At 34.3% G+C, this 16,714-nt stretch carries 16 protein-coding genes and 1 tRNA gene; 2 read left to right on the plus strand and 15 right to left on the minus strand.

What is annotated here, in order from left to right; genetic code table 11:
- From SFT90_01105 to pilM, 15 genes are all read right to left on the minus strand, one after another.
- Positions 1 to 321 (minus strand): hypothetical protein (locus tag SFT90_01105; GenBank protein ID MDX1949080.1); only part of this gene is annotated, 321 nt, incomplete at its 3' end.
- On the minus strand, positions 311 to 748 hold the full coding sequence (locus SFT90_01110; GenBank protein MDX1949081.1) for a type II secretion system protein: 438 nt from the start codon (positions 746 to 748) through the stop codon (positions 311 to 313). The genes SFT90_01110 and SFT90_01105, both read right to left, overlap by 11 nt.
- Before the next feature lie 6 nt (positions 749 to 754).
- Positions 755 to 1,255 (minus strand): prepilin-type N-terminal cleavage/methylation domain-containing protein, encoded by a 501-nt coding sequence (locus SFT90_01115; protein ID MDX1949082.1) that lies wholly within the window; start codon positions 1,253 to 1,255, stop codon positions 755 to 757.
- Between the two features lie 143 nt (positions 1,256 to 1,398).
- A complete protein-coding gene (locus tag SFT90_01120; GenBank protein MDX1949083.1) occupies positions 1,399 to 2,400 on the minus strand; it encodes a type IV pilus twitching motility protein PilT in 1,002 nt (333 codons plus the stop codon).
- 76 nt (positions 2,401 to 2,476) lie between these two features.
- Positions 2,477 to 5,917, minus strand: coding sequence for a PilC/PilY family type IV pilus protein (locus tag SFT90_01125; protein MDX1949084.1), 3,441 nt, complete (start codon positions 5,915 to 5,917; stop codon positions 2,477 to 2,479).
- Positions 5,918 to 5,920: 3 nt separating this feature from the next.
- Complete coding sequence (locus SFT90_01130) at positions 5,921 to 6,430, minus strand: hypothetical protein (GenBank protein ID MDX1949085.1); 510 nt, start codon at positions 6,428 to 6,430, stop codon at positions 5,921 to 5,923.
- 136 nt (positions 6,431 to 6,566) lie between these two features.
- Positions 6,567 to 7,088, minus strand: a complete 522-nt coding sequence (locus tag SFT90_01135; GenBank protein ID MDX1949086.1) for a pilus assembly PilX N-terminal domain-containing protein — start codon at positions 7,086 to 7,088, stop codon at positions 6,567 to 6,569.
- Positions 7,089 to 7,096: 8 nt separating this feature from the next.
- Entirely contained in the window at positions 7,097 to 7,498 is a 402-nt protein-coding gene (locus SFT90_01140) for a prepilin-type N-terminal cleavage/methylation domain-containing protein (GenBank protein ID MDX1949087.1), read from the minus strand.
- Between the two features lie 90 nt (positions 7,499 to 7,588).
- Entirely contained in the window at positions 7,589 to 8,050 is a 462-nt protein-coding gene (locus SFT90_01145; protein MDX1949088.1) for a prepilin-type N-terminal cleavage/methylation domain-containing protein, read from the minus strand.
- A 362-nt stretch (positions 8,051 to 8,412) separates the two neighbouring features.
- Positions 8,413 to 9,648 carry a type II secretion system F family protein gene (locus SFT90_01150; GenBank protein MDX1949089.1) on the minus strand — a complete coding sequence of 412 codons (1,236 nt, stop codon included), beginning with the start codon at positions 9,646 to 9,648 and terminating at the stop codon, positions 8,413 to 8,415.
- An 85-nt stretch (positions 9,649 to 9,733) separates the two neighbouring features.
- Positions 9,734 to 11,518: an ATPase, T2SS/T4P/T4SS family gene (locus SFT90_01155; GenBank protein MDX1949090.1), complete on the minus strand. Its 1,785-nt coding sequence runs from the start codon at positions 11,516 to 11,518 to the stop codon at positions 9,734 to 9,736.
- Positions 11,518 to 13,017, minus strand: coding sequence for a type IV pilus secretin PilQ (gene pilQ, locus SFT90_01160; protein MDX1949091.1), 1,500 nt, complete (start codon positions 13,015 to 13,017; stop codon positions 11,518 to 11,520). The genes SFT90_01155 and pilQ overlap by 1 nt, the downstream gene beginning before the upstream one ends.
- A 31-nt stretch (positions 13,018 to 13,048) precedes the next feature.
- Positions 13,049 to 13,504 carry a pilus assembly protein PilP gene (locus SFT90_01165; protein MDX1949092.1) on the minus strand — a complete coding sequence of 152 codons (456 nt, stop codon included), beginning with the start codon at positions 13,502 to 13,504 and terminating at the stop codon, positions 13,049 to 13,051.
- A 57-nt stretch (positions 13,505 to 13,561) separates the two neighbouring features.
- On the minus strand, positions 13,562 to 14,227 hold the full coding sequence (locus SFT90_01170; GenBank protein ID MDX1949093.1) for a hypothetical protein: 666 nt from the start codon (positions 14,225 to 14,227) through the stop codon (positions 13,562 to 13,564).
- A gap of 104 nt (positions 14,228 to 14,331) precedes the next feature.
- On the minus strand, positions 14,332 to 16,032 hold the full coding sequence (gene pilM, locus SFT90_01175) for a pilus assembly protein PilM (GenBank protein MDX1949094.1): 1,701 nt from the start codon (positions 16,030 to 16,032) through the stop codon (positions 14,332 to 14,334).
- Positions 16,033 to 16,278: 246 nt separating this feature from the next.
- On the opposite strand from pilM, the gene SFT90_01180 reads away from it, so the two are divergent.
- Both SFT90_01180 and SFT90_01185 read left to right on the plus strand, forming a co-directional pair.
- Positions 16,279 to 16,354: transfer RNA gene (locus tag SFT90_01180), tRNA-Arg, on the plus strand.
- Between the two features lie 30 nt (positions 16,355 to 16,384).
- The coding region (locus tag SFT90_01185; protein MDX1949095.1) for a sugar nucleotide-binding protein at positions 16,385 to 16,714 on the plus strand (330 nt) is incomplete at its 3' end.

Here is a 16,714-nt window from a genome sequence, read left to right on the forward strand (position 1 = left end):
ATAAACTATCTGCAGACTATCACAGCAAGCGGAAGTGCCAGAATCTGTGATGGTAATAGGAGTTTCAATATTACCCATAGTTGACTCAACATTTGCATCAACTTCTTTATAGCCCGCAAGGCGTAAATCCCTTGAGATTAACCTGATGGTAGGCATCGCAAAATCTCTAATTTCTGAAATAAGATTATTTCGCTTAAATTGTTCAGCAACAATAGTATAAGCGGAATAAGCACCAAGCAAAACTATAGAGCTTGTGAAAACCGCAAGCACTAACTCCAAAATTGAATAGCCTGAATTTTTATTTTTCGTTTTAATTGTCATATATTTTTTTTAGAACCACCTCTGGGTATCCGCCAGTTGCCTGCAATGTAATATGTAGAGTAACTTGATTCACACCACTCACAACTGAGATATTACGCACATCACCAGCCTTTGGATTACCAACCAGATTATTTAACATTCTGCACCATTTATATCTATTTTGATGATATTCAGCAGTTTGCCCTTGTGTTGGAGCAACGCAAGTTGCAAAGCTCATATTATAATTTAAGATATTTGCTTTGTCAGTTTCTATAACTTCTACAATTTGATTTGCGATTTCTTGCAAAGATTGCTGTTTTGTTGCTGAATTTATAGAATTTGCTGAATAGCCCGTTAAGCCAAAAACACCAACAAAAGCAATACCACTAATTGCAGTAGCTATTAATGCTTCAATCAACGAAAAACCTTTTTGATTTTTTTTGTTCATAAAAAATTAATTTTTTATCAAATCAACAAAACCAGTGGCGATTATTACATCAATATTCGCAGACATATTATAAATTGCTGGGCTATTAACCTCAGTAAAATTTAACGCACCACCATTTGATGAGCTATCTCTATAAAAACAAATATCACCTATGCCAGAACCTGAAATATTAAAATTTTCATTTAGGCGAATTTGCGTTGTTTTAAGAGAACTCCAACCCGCCATAGCAGGGTTACAAGTGTTAGTTGGCGTTGCGAATTTGAATGTTGAAATTGTGTAATTATTACCTGATTTTGAAATATTTACCCTTGTAGTAGTGTTGAGTGAAAAAGCTGAAAGCCTTGCCTCAGTTAAGTTTGAATAAATCGTATTAATTGAATTTTCTAAAGAATCTCTAACTTGCCATTCCTTAAAATTGGGTATCGCAAAAATTGTGGCAGTGGCAATAATCGCAAGCACTACCATCAACTCTAATAATGTAAAACCATTTTTAGTTTTATGTTGCATTTGTTTTTACAAATCTTCAAATCTAAATTCATACCCGCGGAAGCGGGTATCTATTTTCCTTTGGATTCCCGCTTTCGCGGGAATGAAACATATTATTGAAATTAACCCCGCAATAAATGCGGGGTGACAATTTTCTTAAAAACCTAAACCGCATCTTCGGAAATAATGCCCATTGAAATTAGTTTTTTTAGGGAATCTTCCATCGTCATCATTCCATAAGCTCTGCCAGTTTGCAGGGCTTGATCAATCTGGAAGATTTTATTCTCACGAATTAAATTTGAAATTGCTGGCGTATTCACCATCACTTCAAAAGCTGCTGTTCTGCCCATTCCATCAGCTCTTTTCAGTAAAGTTTGCGTAACTACCAATCGCAAAGATTGCGATAATTGCGAGCGAATTTGTGCTTGTTGCTCAGAAGGGAAAACGTCAATAATCCTGTTGATTGAGTTGGCCGCACCATTTGTATGCAAAGTTCCAAAAACTAAGTGGCCAGTTTCAGCAGCCGTAAGTGCGAGAGAAATTGTTTCCATATCACGCATCTCACCAAGTAAAATAAAATCTGGGTCTTCACGAAGCATAGCTTTTAGGGCGTGGGCGAAACTAACTGCATCTCTGCCGATTTCCCTCTGTGAAACGATGCATTTTTGGCTAGTGTGAACAAATTCTATAGGGTCTTCAACGGTGATTATATTGCCGGGTCTGGTTTTATTTATCTCATTCACAAGTGAGGCAAGTGAGGTTGATTTACCAGAACCCGTTGGCCCCGTAACAAGCACAAGGCCGTTATCAGCGTTGACAATATCTAACATTGCTTGCGGAAGGCCGAGTTTTTCAATCGGTGGAATTTCTGTTTCAATTTTTCTTAAAACGAGTGCAGGCCCTGTGGCTGTAAGATATGCATTCACACGAAAGCGAAGATCATCACTAGCAACCGCAAAATCCACTTGTTTGTTTTTTTCAAAGAAAATTTTTTGCTCATTATCTAAATTTTCTTGCAGGAAATTATTTATATCTGAATCAGAGATTATATCGTCAGAAATTTTTTCAATATCGCCGTGAACCCTAATTGCGACAGGCTTATTAGAGTGAATATGTAAATCCGAAAGTTTTCTAGTGCGAGCGTAATTTGCAAGTTTTTTTAACATAAAATTTAGAAATTGGTAGTTAGTAGTTGGTAGTTAGAACTTCAAAAAACTAACAACCAACGACTAATAAACAAAATTAATATTCTTCTCGCCAATATTCTTTATTAACCTTTGTTTCTGGGGTTGCAACTGGCTTGCCGATAATTAGGTTACCTTGCTTCACAAAACCAACTGGCAGTGGTGAAGTTAACGCAGCATCACTACTTATACCGATATATAATTTATCTTTGTAAACTATTGCCTCAGTTGCCATACCCTGCCCTAAATCAACCTCTCGCTGTTTTGTGCCACAAATAAATTCATGCTCAGAAATTTTGGAAGTTCCAGCACTACATAAATTAAGAGTATCTGGTTTATAGCGAGAAAATATTACGCTTTTATTTCTAAGCGTTGCGGAAGCGGTGATTTTCTCATTCGCATCAAGATTGATAAACCAACCTTTTTGAGATTCCACAGGGCAAGCAGAACCATTTGCAGTAACATTTTGCAATGAAGATGAATTAAACACAGGTTGGCTTGCGAAATTTGGATAGGTGCTATCAATAACACCAAAGGCACGATTTGCGATATTGGCTGAAACCCTACCAATTCTTGACATATCGGCCGTGCCGAAATATGCGATAAACTTCCCTTCTTCGGTTATTGTAGGAGTAAGCTGATGAAAGCACATTCTGTCATTTTCAGCCGTGGATTGATTATCAAATATACGCTGAGTTTGATATAAAATGCCGTTATTACTTAAATTCACTTTCCACATCGCACCTTCTAAATCAGTGAAATAAATATAGGCACCTGCATAGGTAAAACTTGTAGTGGTATCTGCGGTAATTGCAGATAAACGAGGCGGAATAGAATTTATTATTTGATTTCCAGATGAAGAATCTGGGATTAAAATTTTCTCAATAACCCTGCCACCATTTTCTAAATCTATTACATAAATATAATTACCATAATTTGGATTGATGTTGTTGTTATAACCACCACCAAAAATTCCAACCCATTTACGAACAGAGCCGATTTTTATATTTAATATTAGCGGATCAGACCAAGCCTCACCTATTTTAGAATAATCATATTCAGCAGGGATTACGCCAGATGCATCATAATCTAAGCGAGTTCCATCTTCACCAAAATAGCTAACTTTATTCGTAATTTTATTATATGCAAAACTAAATAAATGCTTCGGATTATTTGGGTTTGTTATATCCAATGCAAAATATGAACCACCACCCTGCCTTAAACCGCCAAGTAAAATTGTTTTCCAAGAACCATTATAAAAAATATCTTTAACAGCTGGTGAGCCATCAACGCCATATATACTAACTGATTTTCCAGCTTGAGAAGAAATTATATTTCTTAAATTCGGCAATAAACCGGGGGGAATAAATGCCCATTTTTCCTGCCCAGTCTCTGAGCTTATTGCGTGGAGCATTCCAGAATTTGAACCAACATAAATAATTTCTTCACGAGCAGAGCAATTTCCACCACAAGAAGATCCATCTCTAAAGCCTTTGTAATTGTTTATTGCACGATAATAAGTCTCGGAATTTTGGTTTGCGACATCAGAAAAATAGGCAGAAGGCTTACCAACCGCCACCGCCTTTGAGTGATAAATATCCGCAAGTTTCCACCTTTCACCAGTTAAAAGAGTTTGGTTTTCATCATCTTTACCAGTAGGATATTCATTATAACTATCTTTACCGCGAATAAATTCTATTAAATTATTCAAGGCTTCATCTGTCATTGAAGTTGAAATATTTTCTTCTAAGCCAAGCCTTAACCTATCTAAATTGCTAGTTGTAAAATTATTTAATGAGTGCGTTAAGCCATTCGCAACACTCCATATTTGACGATTATTCGCAGGCGTTGTGTTTAAGATTTCGCCAGCGTCCCAGATTAAACTTCCAATAGAGCCATCATTTGAAAGTGAGTATTTTAGCAATCTTCCTTTCCATTGGTGATCTTTCTTGAACATAAAAGTTGATTGCAAAATATGATCACTATTTGTTATCCCTGGAATAATTGTTGGAACGGTGAATGTTAATTGCGTTGAAATAATTTGCCTTATATAATTTGCCAAAACATCAAGCAGGCTTGATTCATCTTCCGCATAAAGTGGGGAATCAGGATAAGTTCCGCCCTTTTGGGAAAGCGTAACATAATTTTCATTTCCAGTAGTTGCAAAGCCGATTGTAAAGGTTTTTATACCATAATTATCAAATAAAAATTTCGCATCATTGGAGGCCGTATTATCTTCCCAAAAACCATCACTAATAACTATCAAAATGTTCTGCTGACAAGGTGCATTAGGGTTCATTGGTGTGCTTGTTCCAAGAAAATAATTTCTTGCAAGTGCCATTGCGTTATCAAGATATGTCCAGCCATTAGGCGTTAAACTATCCACGCTATTAAAAATTTGTTGAGAGCCTGTTTCACTAACATTTACAAGCATTTGAGCGTTAGTACTCCATCTCATTAAACCAAAATTAGCACCTGAAGTTAAATTACTATCTGAAACAATATTTTTGATAACATCTTGCATTACTCTTAGTAAAGTTTTCGCATTACCTTGACGAACAATTATTATTGAACCAGTAGAATTTTTAATTCTATGATTGTTATAATCTGCAATAAACGGAGTGTTATCAGCTCTTATTCCAATTCCTCTTGGTGAATTAAATCTATCCGCTGCACTACCTGAGGAGCTATTCCCCCAAGTATTTAGCAATGTTCCAGTGTTTGTATATCTATAAACCCTATGGCCAGAGGAGCGAGAAATAATTAAATTACCATCTTTATCAGCTTCAATTCCGATGGGATCCCAAGATAGAGAAAATTGCGATTGGTAATTTAGATTCAAATCAAACCTTGAAACACGCTGAGAGGAACCCCTTGCTGCGAAAATTGAATTGGTGGTTGCATCAAAAGTAATATGCCTAATATTATTGAATGAGCTAGATGAAGTTGCAAGCCTTGTGCCAGATGGACTAAATTTCTCAATTCTACCACTGCCATTAACAGCATAAACATTGCCAGAATTATCAATCGTTACGCCAAATGCACTACCTGAGAGTAAATTAAAATTTTGCAAATGATTTCCATCACTATCAAATTTCTGCACACGGGCATTGCCCATATCTGAAACATAAACATTATCATTCGCATCAATGGCGATTGCGTAAGTAAAATCAAACCTACCATTAACACCTGAAAATGTTGTGCCACCCCACCTTGTTATATATTCACCTGTTGGGCTATATTTTTCAACATAATCATAATAGATTGAAACATAAATATTACCCTGACTATCAAAGGCAACATCTGTTGGATACCTTGTTGTGCCAGGCGTTGCAGGATCTGCCATACTGCCGGAAGTATCAAGCATTAATAATATATTTGCTGGAACATCAGCTGAGCCAGAACCAGGTGGTGGAGATTTTGCAAAAACTTCGCCGCTCGAAAAAATGCTATTTGCAAAAAGCAAAAATAATAAAAATATGTGAATAAAAAATTTCATTTTTTAATCCTCTTTTTCCTTATCCTCACTCAAATTTTGCATATAGTTTGAGTATTTATCTAAATATTTTTTAGGCGTAATTATTGCCATTTCGTGTTTATCTTTCAGAGAATTTTTGTAGCTGATATAATAATCTTCAATATCAATATAGCTTGCGTAAGAATTATCCACACTCGCCAAATTCGGCTTGTTTATTGGCTCACCATAATTTTCAGCGATAATTTTATATAATTTGAAATTTGCTTTTTCTAAATTTTCAATTCTGATAGATGAAAATTTTTTATCTATAAATAAAAACGAAACCTGATAATTTTTAAGTTGAGAGCAAATTTTCTGCCCTCTTGTGTTTAATTCAAAATTTTTTCTATCATAAATTTCAGTTTCAATTTTATATTTTTCTAAAATATTTTTATATTCTTTTCCAAAAGGTAGTAAGCCCAAATCACAAGCAAAAGCTTGATTAAAACTCATTAAAGAAATTATTATAAAAAATATTTTAATAGTTTTTTTCATGTTGTTTATTTGCTAGCTTTTTCCACCTTAATGTCACCCCGCACTTGTTGCGGGGTTAACCATTATATAAGCTCAACCCATCAATTAAAGTTACTTTTACCCATTAACCCAGCAACAAGTGCGGGGTGACAAATAACTAATACTCCACCGAAAGGATATTTCTTAGTTTTTTCTCAGTATTATTGGGGCCGTATGCAGTGGCTGAAACTTGATAAAAATATTTTGGCCTTAAATCCCCTGATAATCCATAGCCATCTGAACTTGAAATATCCTCACCAATATTCTGCCTATCTGCTGATGTTGATTTTATTGTTAGTGCAGTGGTTGAACAATTATAAGAATATTTCGCAAGCCTTCCAAGTGATGAAGTTGATTCACTACCTGAATATAAATGCGAAATATTAGCTTTTGTAATTACATATGGAATTGCTGTAGGTGGCCTTGTAAAACCCTTAAACCAAGTAACAACCTCATCAACGCAAGATTCCGCAAGATAGAAACTTGAGGATTCTGCCTCCTTAAAATTCGCGATATTATTTTCCCTAACGCTTGATTGCACAAGTGTAATTGCTAAAAAATTCATCGCCAACATAAGCAAAAGCGATGCAACTAGAATATTTCCACTTTCTGAATTTTTATTTAATAATTTTGTCTTCACAAAAATTTCTAAAAATTAGTTACATTCAAATTGTTAATGGTGAAATTTCTTGAGCCTGAATTTTCAACCGCACGAGCTGTAAAATTATCAGCGTTAGTTTGGGTTATGCAGTAATAAAATTTTGTATCCACAATAGAATTTTGCCCATTAAATAAATTTGTATTAATTGCAGCAGTTGCATTTGAACAAGCAGCACCACTTGCATAAAATTGATTATTTTTTCTATAATAATCTTGCTGTTGCATAAAAATAATTCGTAAATTATTTTTTGTATTTGTTATATTGGCATTATCAACATAGCCTGAATATTGCTTTATACCTATTGCTCCAAGCACACCAAGAATTGCGACTACTATCATAAGCTCTATTAAACTAAAGCCATCTTTCTTATTTATTTTTGCTAATTGCATTTACAATTTTTTAATAAATTTTTTCAAAAAAAATCCCCTTGTAAAGTATTCTTTAACAAGGGGAAAATTTAGATTGTAATTTCAAGAAAATTACTCTCTAGTGATAGTCTGCGTAGCATTACCACCAGCCCAAGTTGTTGTGATAGTTAATGTTGAACCAGCACCAACAACTGAAGTTACACCATTTACAGTTGATGCAGCATTAGTATAAGGCTGAACAGTAGCATCATATGGGTTATCGCTTGAAGCATTACCATATGCAACAAAAGCATCAGCAACTGCACCAATTGCACCATTGCAAGCTACAACATTCGCGCTGTTTTCAAGCATATTTGTTGCACCTGCTGTGCATTTTGCAAGTTCTGCCCCAATTAATTTTACCATTTCAGTATGGAGTGACCTTGTAGCATTAACTCTCGCTTGAGCTTGATAACCCTGATATTGTGGAATACCAATTGCAGCGAGTAATCCTAAAATCGCAACCACAATCAGTAATTCAATTAATGTAAAACCTGATTGATTTTTTTTATTTATAGAAACTTGAGATGTCATTTTATCCTCCAAGGGTTTGTTAAAAAGCTCACAAAAGTAAATTTACTATAAGCTGACCGCTTTGTCAACTAAATTATTGAAATTAAAGGATAATTTCAATTTTTATACAAATAAAAAGGAAATAAAAATCAATTCTTTTCTACCTGTTAAAACTTGTATCAAAATGAAATATTGTAATAAAAACTTTTATAAATGCGTCATTTCTTCACAATTGTCACCCCGCACTTGTTGCGGGGTTAATCAAAAATCAAGCTCAAAACTTGAGTTTTGAAAACACCTTCAACCATTAACCCCGTGACAAGCACGGGGTGACAATTGGCGGTAAAGTAGCTAAAATCTTGGATAGTAATCACTCCCAATTTCTAACCACCCTGTACTGCCTTACCGATTTGGAAGATTGGCATATACATTGCGATTATAATAAAACCAACCGTTACACCCATAAATACAATCATTATGGGCTCTAAAAGCTCGGTCATTTTATCAACTAGCATATCAAATTCTTCCTCATAATAATTTGCAACCGCTGTTAGCATTTCATCAAGCCTACCAGTTTCTTCACCAATTGAAATCATCTGGTGAAAAGTTGGCGGAAAGATTTCATAAGAAGAATATAACTGCGATAAACTTTTACCTTCCGTTACACCCTTCTTAATGCCATCAAACGCTTCTAAAAATATTATGTTTGATATTGATTTTGATATTATATTAAAAGTCTCAATTACAGAAACACCAGCTGCAGAAAGGTTAGCAGATATCATCGCAATTTTTGATAGCGTTGATTTTATTATCACATCACCAAGTAGAGGAATTTTTAGGAATAATTGATCGGTTTTTCTTCTAAACTCAAAATTTTTCTTACGAAAATTTCTCAAAACAAAAACCACACCAATTAATATTGCTACTAAAACCCCACCACCGGAAGGGTCTCTAACAAACTCACTAACATTAACTATAAATTGAGTTGGCCCCGGAAGTTCATTACCCATTGATTGAAACATCGCCTGAAACACAGGCACAACCTTCACAAGCATTATAATTATTACAATTATTGCAACGCAAAAAACTATTATCGGATACATCAAAGCACCACGAACTTTTTTACGAATATTCTCAATTTTCGCTAAATGCTGGACTAATTTTTCAAGGAATATAGTAAGCTTTCCGCTTGATTCCCCAGCTTTTAGGAGGTTTATATAAACTTGATCAAAAACTTCATTATGCTCTGCAAATGCATCTGAAAGGGTTGTGCCTGCCTCAACATCAGTTCTAATTTTATTTGCAACAACTCTTAGATGTTTGTTTTCTGCTTGCTCCTCAAGCATTTTGAGGGTTTTTAGAATTGGTAAACCAGATTTAACCATCGTTACTAATTTTTTAGTAAAGATGATTTTATCCTTATTTTTTATCGCTTTGGCTTTATATTTTACTGGCTTTTCTTCAGATTTTTCATCAGCTTCAGTTTCCACTTGAGAAATTTGTGTAACTATAATTCCTTGTTTAGAAATCATCTGAATAGCCTTCTCCTGAGAATCAGCCTCAACAATGCCATTCCTTGGCAGATTACCTTCAAAACCTTCCCAATTAAATATTTTCATAACTTTCTAAGGTTGATGGTTTATAGTTGATGGTTGATAGAAAAATATTTTATCCATCAACGATAAACCATTAACGATAAACGATCTAATCCAGCACTAAAACTCGTTTATATTCTTCAACTGAAATTTTGCCCTCTCTGATGAATCTTCGTCCAACTTCTTGCAGGGTTTCAAACCCATCTTTTTTAGCAACCTCAACCATTTGTGCTTCTGTTGCGTTACTCAAAATTGCTTCTTTTAGCCTTGCATTTACTGGCAAAATCTCGTGAATACCAACTCTACCTTTAATTCCCGTATCATTACATCTATCACAGCCTTTGGATTTTTGAGGCTTAAAATTTTTAACTTCTTCCTCACTAAAACCAAGCTCAATAAGGGTTGTGGCTTTGACATTATTATCATCAGCTAAACAATGCGGGCAGTTTTTACGAGCCAATCTTTGCGCTAAAACTAAATTCAATGCTGATGTTATCAAGTAACTCGGAACACCCATATTGAGAAGCCTTGTAATTGTGCTTGCCGCATCGTTTGTGTGTAGTGTGCTCATCACCATATGGCCAGTGAGTGCGGCTTTTATTGCAATATCACTGGTTTCTTTATCACGAATTTCACCCACCATTATCACCTCAGGATCTTGCCTTAAGAATGATCTCAAAGCTGCCGCAAAACTAAGACCGATATTATCACGAACTTGCACCTGCCCAACTCCTTTTAGGTCATATTCAACAGGGTCTTCAGCGGTTAGAATATTAACACCCGGCTTATTTATTTCTTTAAGTGCCGCATAAAGTGTTGTTGATTTACCAGAGCCAGTTGGCCCTGTAACCAAGAGCATTCCTTGCGGAGAATGAATTGCTTTGCGGAGTTTTTTAAGATTTTCTTCAGGAATACCAAGCTCATTGAGCGTAAAATTGGCGGCATCTGGATCTAAAATCCTCATCACCACCCTTTCACCATTAACGGTTGGCAGAATTGAAACCCTCAAATCAACTGATTTCTCGGCAAGTTGCGAAGTTATTGCACCATCTTGCGGAAGCCTTCTTTCAGAAATATCTAAGTTCGCAAGAATTTTTAGGCGAGCAATAACTGCGGAATAATTAAGATTTAGAAAATCCGTAAATTCTTCCATAACCTGCAAAACGCCATCTTTTCTATATCGCACTTGAGCGTTTTCTCTAAATGGTTCAATGTGAATATCGCTAACGCCCATTGCTATTGCGTTTGAGAGAATACTTTCAACGAAATCTATAACATCTGTGCCAGCAATAATTCTTGATTTTTTCTCTTTCTTTTCTTCATCAATACCAAGCAAATAATCAGGTATTACATTATTATTTTTCGTCGCACCAGTTTGAGTAAGAATATTTTCATCATCTTCATCAGTTTGTGCCTCTAAAGAACGCAAGAAATCATCGTCCATTTTACTTTTTAGGGTTTCAAGATATTCCTGCATTTCAGAGAGTGAAACAACACTTGCCTCAACCAAATTTGCATTTGAAATCACCTGCATATTGTTAAATGATTCAAGTGCAGATGGATCAGCAACCGCAACATAAACTTTATCGCCTGATTTATCCACTGGAACAATTCTTTTTTTGATAATGAATTGATCCGTAATTGTATCTTGCAAGGGGCGAACTTTAATATTTGAAAGCCTAACTTTTGAACGACTTAACCCATAAGAAGAACAGAAATTATCAGCAATTTGCTCCTCATTAATGGCGTTAGTTTGGATAAGAGCATCAATAACCCCAGAAGAAATTGCTTTTGCAAAAGTTTCTGCTTCTGAAATTTGCTCCTCAGAAATCGTATTAGAATTTCTTAGAAATTCCAGTAATAATTTATCTGTATCTTTAGGAAGTGTAAGCATTATAAAACTTTTGGAGCGATGAAGATTATTAATTCTTTTCTTCCATCATCTCTTGAATCTCTTCTAAATGCTCTGCCAAACATTGGCACATCACCAAGCCCCGGAACCTTATCACGAGCCGTAATTTTTGACTCAGTATAAATTCCGCCCATCACAACAATTTCACCATCTTTAGTTACTAGATTTGTTCTAATTTCGCTTTTTGAAATTGGCGGATTTTCAAGCGTTAAATCAGCAGAATCTTTGTTAACCGCAAGGTTTAACATCAAATTTCCATCACCCACAATTGAAGGGGTAACCGCAAGCTTCAAACCAGCTTCCTTAAATTGAATTTGCGTGCCATCTTGCGAAACCGTTTCAAATGGCACTTCATTACCTTGGAATATAACTGCCTCTTGATTATCAAGCGTAAAAATCTTAGGATTTGAAACCACTTTAGTTAAACCCTGCCTTTCTAAAGCACTAAGCTCTAGCTTCAAATCAGCTGAGCTACCAATTCCAGTTAACACTCCTAAAGCACCAGTTGGCGAGGCAACTGGCAGATTAGAAACCGAACCATCAATAGCACCCAAAGTTTGCGTTGTTGGCGCAGTTGCACCAGTTACACCAGTTGATGAAACATTTTTTCCAAATAGATTATTACCCGATACGCCAAAGCGAGAACCAAAAACCCTATCAAAATCATCACTGATTTCTACAATAAAGGCCTCAATATAAACTTGCTGAGTGCGAGTATCTAACTCAGAAATTAAATCAGAAATAATCTTCATATCTTCCTTGCGAGATTTAACAATGAGTAGATTTTTCCTTTCATCTATTGTAATTTCAGGATCAATATTTCTAACGCTATCTAGTCTTAAACCTTGCGTTTTCAGAACTTGATCAATAGTGGTTTTAACTTGGGCTGGCTTGGTATAAAACAGCTTAAAAATCTCAGTAATTAAGGGTTGCGAGGCTTTTTTAAGAAGTAATGCACGCTGAACATTTTCCTTTCTTTTTTGATCAAATTCTTCAAGTTGAACAACGGTTGATTGATCGTGAATTCTTATAATATTTGATTTTGTATCTACATATTTTTCTAGCTTTTTTGTTTTCAATACTGAATCTAACATTGAAGCCCAAAGAACATCTTTTAACTTCGCATTTACATTGCCCGTAACTTCATCAGAAACTAAAATATTCATTCCTGAAATTTTAGAAACCATTTCCGCAAATGTTCTAATGTCTGTATTTTCAGTGTTTATAGAGATTTTGAAATTATTTTTTTCAAGCTCAGGAATATCCACATAGTCAAAATTTTCCTCTTGATTAATAAGCTTGCGATAATTTTCTCGCTTTTCTAATTTGTAATTATTATCAATTTTTGGCCCTAAAACATAATCAGCAACCGATCTCTCCTTGCTTTGCTCAACAAATTTTTCCTTGTTGAAAGTTTGCTTTTTCTCAATCAGCTCATTTTCATTAGGTGCAAGCTGAGAGCCTTTATTACAAGAATTCAAAGCAATTACTAGAATCGCTAGAATGAAATATTTATTCAGATTTCTTATCAAGCTTTACCTCTAATTTGTTACTTACTGGAATGAAAACTTTGCCTTCTGAAGAAGAAATTGTTACACCTTCAAAAGTTATTTCACTAACTTTACCGCCCTCTGAGCCGATATAATCACCTGCCGAAACCACATAATCTAAGCCATTTACAGCCTTTACGCCTGCAACCTTACCTTTTTCAGAAATAATCACCCCAACAACTTTGAATGTATTTAACTTTGAGGCTGTTAATGGATTTGAGGATTTGGCAAATGATTCTGCATCAGAGGAATCTTCCAATGATTTTGAACTAATTATATTACCAGAAGTTGGCGAAAATGGGTCTCTCACATTAGAAATATTTTTAGCATCAACTAATTTGAATTTATTTTCGGCAACAACTTGAAAACCAAGCCCTAAAATAATTACAACCAAAAAAAACTTAGAAAAATTTTTCATAATTTTTGTTTTTTGTTTTTTTATTCTCTAAGCCTCTCCCATCGGGAGAGCTAATATTTATAGCAAATCTTTATAAATCTTCTTATCAACTGAATAATCAGTAATCTCTAGCTTGATAGAAAGCTTCCTTTCACCATAGCTGGTAGTGGTAACTTCAATTTTTTCACTATTAATTGTAAGCACCGGTTTTTGCTCAAGCAAAGCAAGCTTGAAAGAAATATAATTTGCATAAATGCCATCAATTTCAAGGAAAACTGAGTTTTTTTGATGGTTTGCTGGCAAAGAAATATCTTCAGTGTTGCCTTTTGTTATGTTTTTGACCGCCAAATTATTCTCAGACGCCAAAACACTCAATATACGAAATAGATTTTTTGAACCCTCAATTTCTGAAAAATGATTAATTAACTCTGAAACAATTTCTTTATTTTTCTTAAGCATTGACTGCCCTAGAGTTAAATTATTCTCTAAGGTTGCAAGTTCATTGGAAATTTGTTCTGATGAAGTAAATTCTGAATTATCACGAATAATTGGATTGCTAGAAATTAAATTTATCGCATAGCAAATTGAAATTAAAAAACACAAAATAATTATTGTTTTCAAAATCGCCTGGCGATAGTGCTCGTTGAGGGTTTTCTTACCCCTTTTTGTAGTTGGATCAGATTTTTTACCGGATAAAAAATCCTTCAAAATCTTACCAACATCTGCATTCAAATCTATTGCCATAAATTATTTATAAAATTTTTACAAAGTGTAGATTTTTTTCCATTTACCTCATAGTCACCCCGCACTTGTTGCGAGGTGACACCTAATTATTATTACCAATCACCTTATTTTTTTACTTCACCTTGAATTGAAAATTCTCTAACATATCCGCCATTCTCAAGGTTAATTAATTTTATGTTTGAAATATACATTCCAAGCAAAATTTCGCTTTTGTCTAAGATTCTTGAAAAATTTATTACAGGTTGCTCCTCATAACTTTTGCCTAAAATAATAATTTTACCAGCCTCTATAAAATCAACTTGCTCAAGCCAAACACCTTCTGGAATATTGCTACTGATTTCCTGAATTGCATTAATCAAAATTGGCTGATTCAAATTTATAGAATCTTTAATTTTCACAAGCTTATTAAGCGTTCCGCTTTTTTGGCTGATTTCATTAAATTGCTTTTGCTTTTCTTGATAGATTTTATTCAAGCGGTTAAATTCAGTAATTTCCCTAATACTTGAATGATAATTTATGTAGGAAATTCCCGAAAAAATAAGCAGAAATCCCAAGCTAAAAATCACTGAAAAAGTAAATATAATTTTTGAATAAAATTTTGCTCGCAAATTTTCAATTAAAGCAGAAGAATCTGGCAGAAGATTTATCGCCTCTGAAACATTTTGAGAATTTTCATCAACGAATATATCAAGTTTTCTGGTTGCTAAACCTGCAGAAATCGCCCAACCTGAATTATTTTGAGATAAATTTTCTTGCGATGATAATTTGTGAGGAAACTCAATATTCTTAAACAAATCAGCATTTTTAAGACTAATATTTTCAAATTTTGGCTTAAGTAACTCAATAAAATTTTCAATATTTGCTTCCGCTGAAATAACTTGAATTTCAGAAATTTTTTCTCCAGACTCTTCATATTTAGAAATTATATGCTTTAATTGCGATGAAAAACGCTGAGAAAAAGATGCGTCTTGCAGAAATTCATTAATATAAATCTTCTCATTTTCTGGCACAAAAATATCAAAAATAATTGGCTTGGCATCTTTCAAAACCTGCAGATAATTTTCATCTTTGCCAATTTTTAGAAAAACTTTTTGCTGGGAATCCTCAGCTTTCTTTAGCTTTGAGAGGTTATTTATAGAAAAACAACCAACATCTACCACCACTAAATTCAAATTTGCCTCTTCAATGATTGAGCGATAAATCTTCAAATCTTCATTTTTACAAGCAACAAAAAGAACCTCCATCTCCTTCTTTTCTGGGATTTCCTTTATGATGCGATAATAAATTAAATATTCTGAAATATTCTCAGAGAGCTGAACTAAATTCTGCCAGAAAGAAGGGATTCTTGTTGCCCTATCAAGGTTTTCCCTAGACATTAAAGGCAATTGGATAGTTTTTATAATCGCAATTGAAGCCGGAATTGCTATCGCAACATTTTTATTATTGATTTTATTTTTTGAAAAAATTTCCTTCAGCGATTTTACATAAACTTTTTTATTTTTTGTAAGAGCATCTTGGCTGGAAGTGTTAAGAACTTGTTGCTCTGCAAGCTTAACAATCTGCCAGACTCCCTTATTTTCCCTTGCTTGGCAGAGTTTTATTCCGCTTGGCTGAATATCAAGGCCGATAATTTCCGTTTCATCACAAAAATTATTTTTTAGATATTCATTAGTTTTTTCTAGAAAAGCAGGCAGTTTAATTTTTGCCTTTTTATTTTTTGAAGCAGAAGAATTTGCAGTAGAAGAAGCTTGAGAATTCGGATTCCGTTGATTATTAACAGGCGATGATTTAAGGGGTGTTTGCATCTCAGTATTGCGAACTTAGGATAGTATTTCCGAAGTAACTGAGGCAAACTTCCCCAGAACCCCCCAACAATAAGAACAACTTCATTATAACAAATTTACTGCTGGTTAGAAAGAACTATCTATTTGAAATTATTGTAAATATTGTTCTAATTTGAATATAATTTTACAAAAACTCCAAATTAAATTTGATAATGCTATAATTTTAAGGGATATAAAGCTGTTCTTGATGTAAATATAATACGATTAGCACCTGTAGCTCAGTGGATAGAGCGTATCTCTCCGGAAGATAAGGCCGTAGGTTCAACTCCTATCAGGTGCACCAAGCACAAAAAAACAAATGCACTTACAAAATATGAATATTCTAGTTTTTGGAAAAAACGGCCAATTAGGCTCAAATTTTTATGAGTTATTGAGTGATAATAAAAATTACAAAGCTGAGTTTGCAGATAGGGAAGATGTTGATTTCACACAACTAAATGAAGTGCAGAATTTTTTAGATAAACTTAATTTCAAGCCGGATTATATTATAAATTGCATCGCTTACACTGCCGTTGATAAAGCCGAAGATGAGAGGGAAATCTGCAACGCAATAAATGTTAATGCGGTAAAAATTATCGCTGATTTTTGCAAAAAAATTGATGCAAAACTAATTCATTACTCAACTGATTATGTCTTTGATGGC

This window comes from Rickettsiales bacterium, assembly GCA_033762595.1.
Lineage (GTDB): Bacteria > Pseudomonadota > Alphaproteobacteria > Rickettsiales > UBA8987 > JANPLD01.

Excerpts from the sequence above, each read along its gene's own strand:
- pilM (MDX1949094.1), bottom strand. The coding sequence starts at position 16,032 with ATGCAAACACCCCTTAAATCATCGCCTGTTAATAATCAACGGAATCCG.
- SFT90_01140 (MDX1949087.1), bottom strand. The coding sequence starts at position 7,498 with ATGCAATTAGCAAAAATAAATAAGAAAGATGGCTTTAGTTTAATAGAG.
- SFT90_01120 (MDX1949083.1), bottom strand. The coding sequence starts at position 2,400 with ATGTTAAAAAAACTTGCAAATTACGCTCGCACTAGAAAACTTTCGGAT.
- SFT90_01130 (MDX1949085.1), bottom strand. The coding sequence starts at position 6,430 with ATGAAAAAAACTATTAAAATATTTTTTATAATAATTTCTTTAATGAGT.
- SFT90_01145 (MDX1949088.1), bottom strand. The coding sequence starts at position 8,050 with ATGACATCTCAAGTTTCTATAAATAAAAAAAATCAATCAGGTTTTACA.
- SFT90_01110 (MDX1949081.1), bottom strand. The coding sequence starts at position 748 with ATGAACAAAAAAAATCAAAAAGGTTTTTCGTTGATTGAAGCATTAATA.
- SFT90_01170 (MDX1949093.1), bottom strand. The coding sequence starts at position 14,227 with ATGGCAATAGATTTGAATGCAGATGTTGGTAAGATTTTGAAGGATTTT.
- SFT90_01155 (MDX1949090.1), bottom strand. The coding sequence starts at position 11,518 with ATGCTTACACTTCCTAAAGATACAGATAAATTATTACTGGAATTTCTA.
- SFT90_01150 (MDX1949089.1), bottom strand. The coding sequence starts at position 9,648 with ATGAAAATATTTAATTGGGAAGGTTTTGAAGGTAATCTGCCAAGGAAT.
- SFT90_01115 (MDX1949082.1), bottom strand. The coding sequence starts at position 1,255 with ATGCAACATAAAACTAAAAATGGTTTTACATTATTAGAGTTGATGGTA.
- SFT90_01165 (MDX1949092.1), bottom strand. The coding sequence starts at position 13,504 with ATGAAAAATTTTTCTAAGTTTTTTTTGGTTGTAATTATTTTAGGGCTT.
- SFT90_01125 (MDX1949084.1), bottom strand. The coding sequence starts at position 5,917 with ATGAAATTTTTTATTCACATATTTTTATTATTTTTGCTTTTTGCAAAT.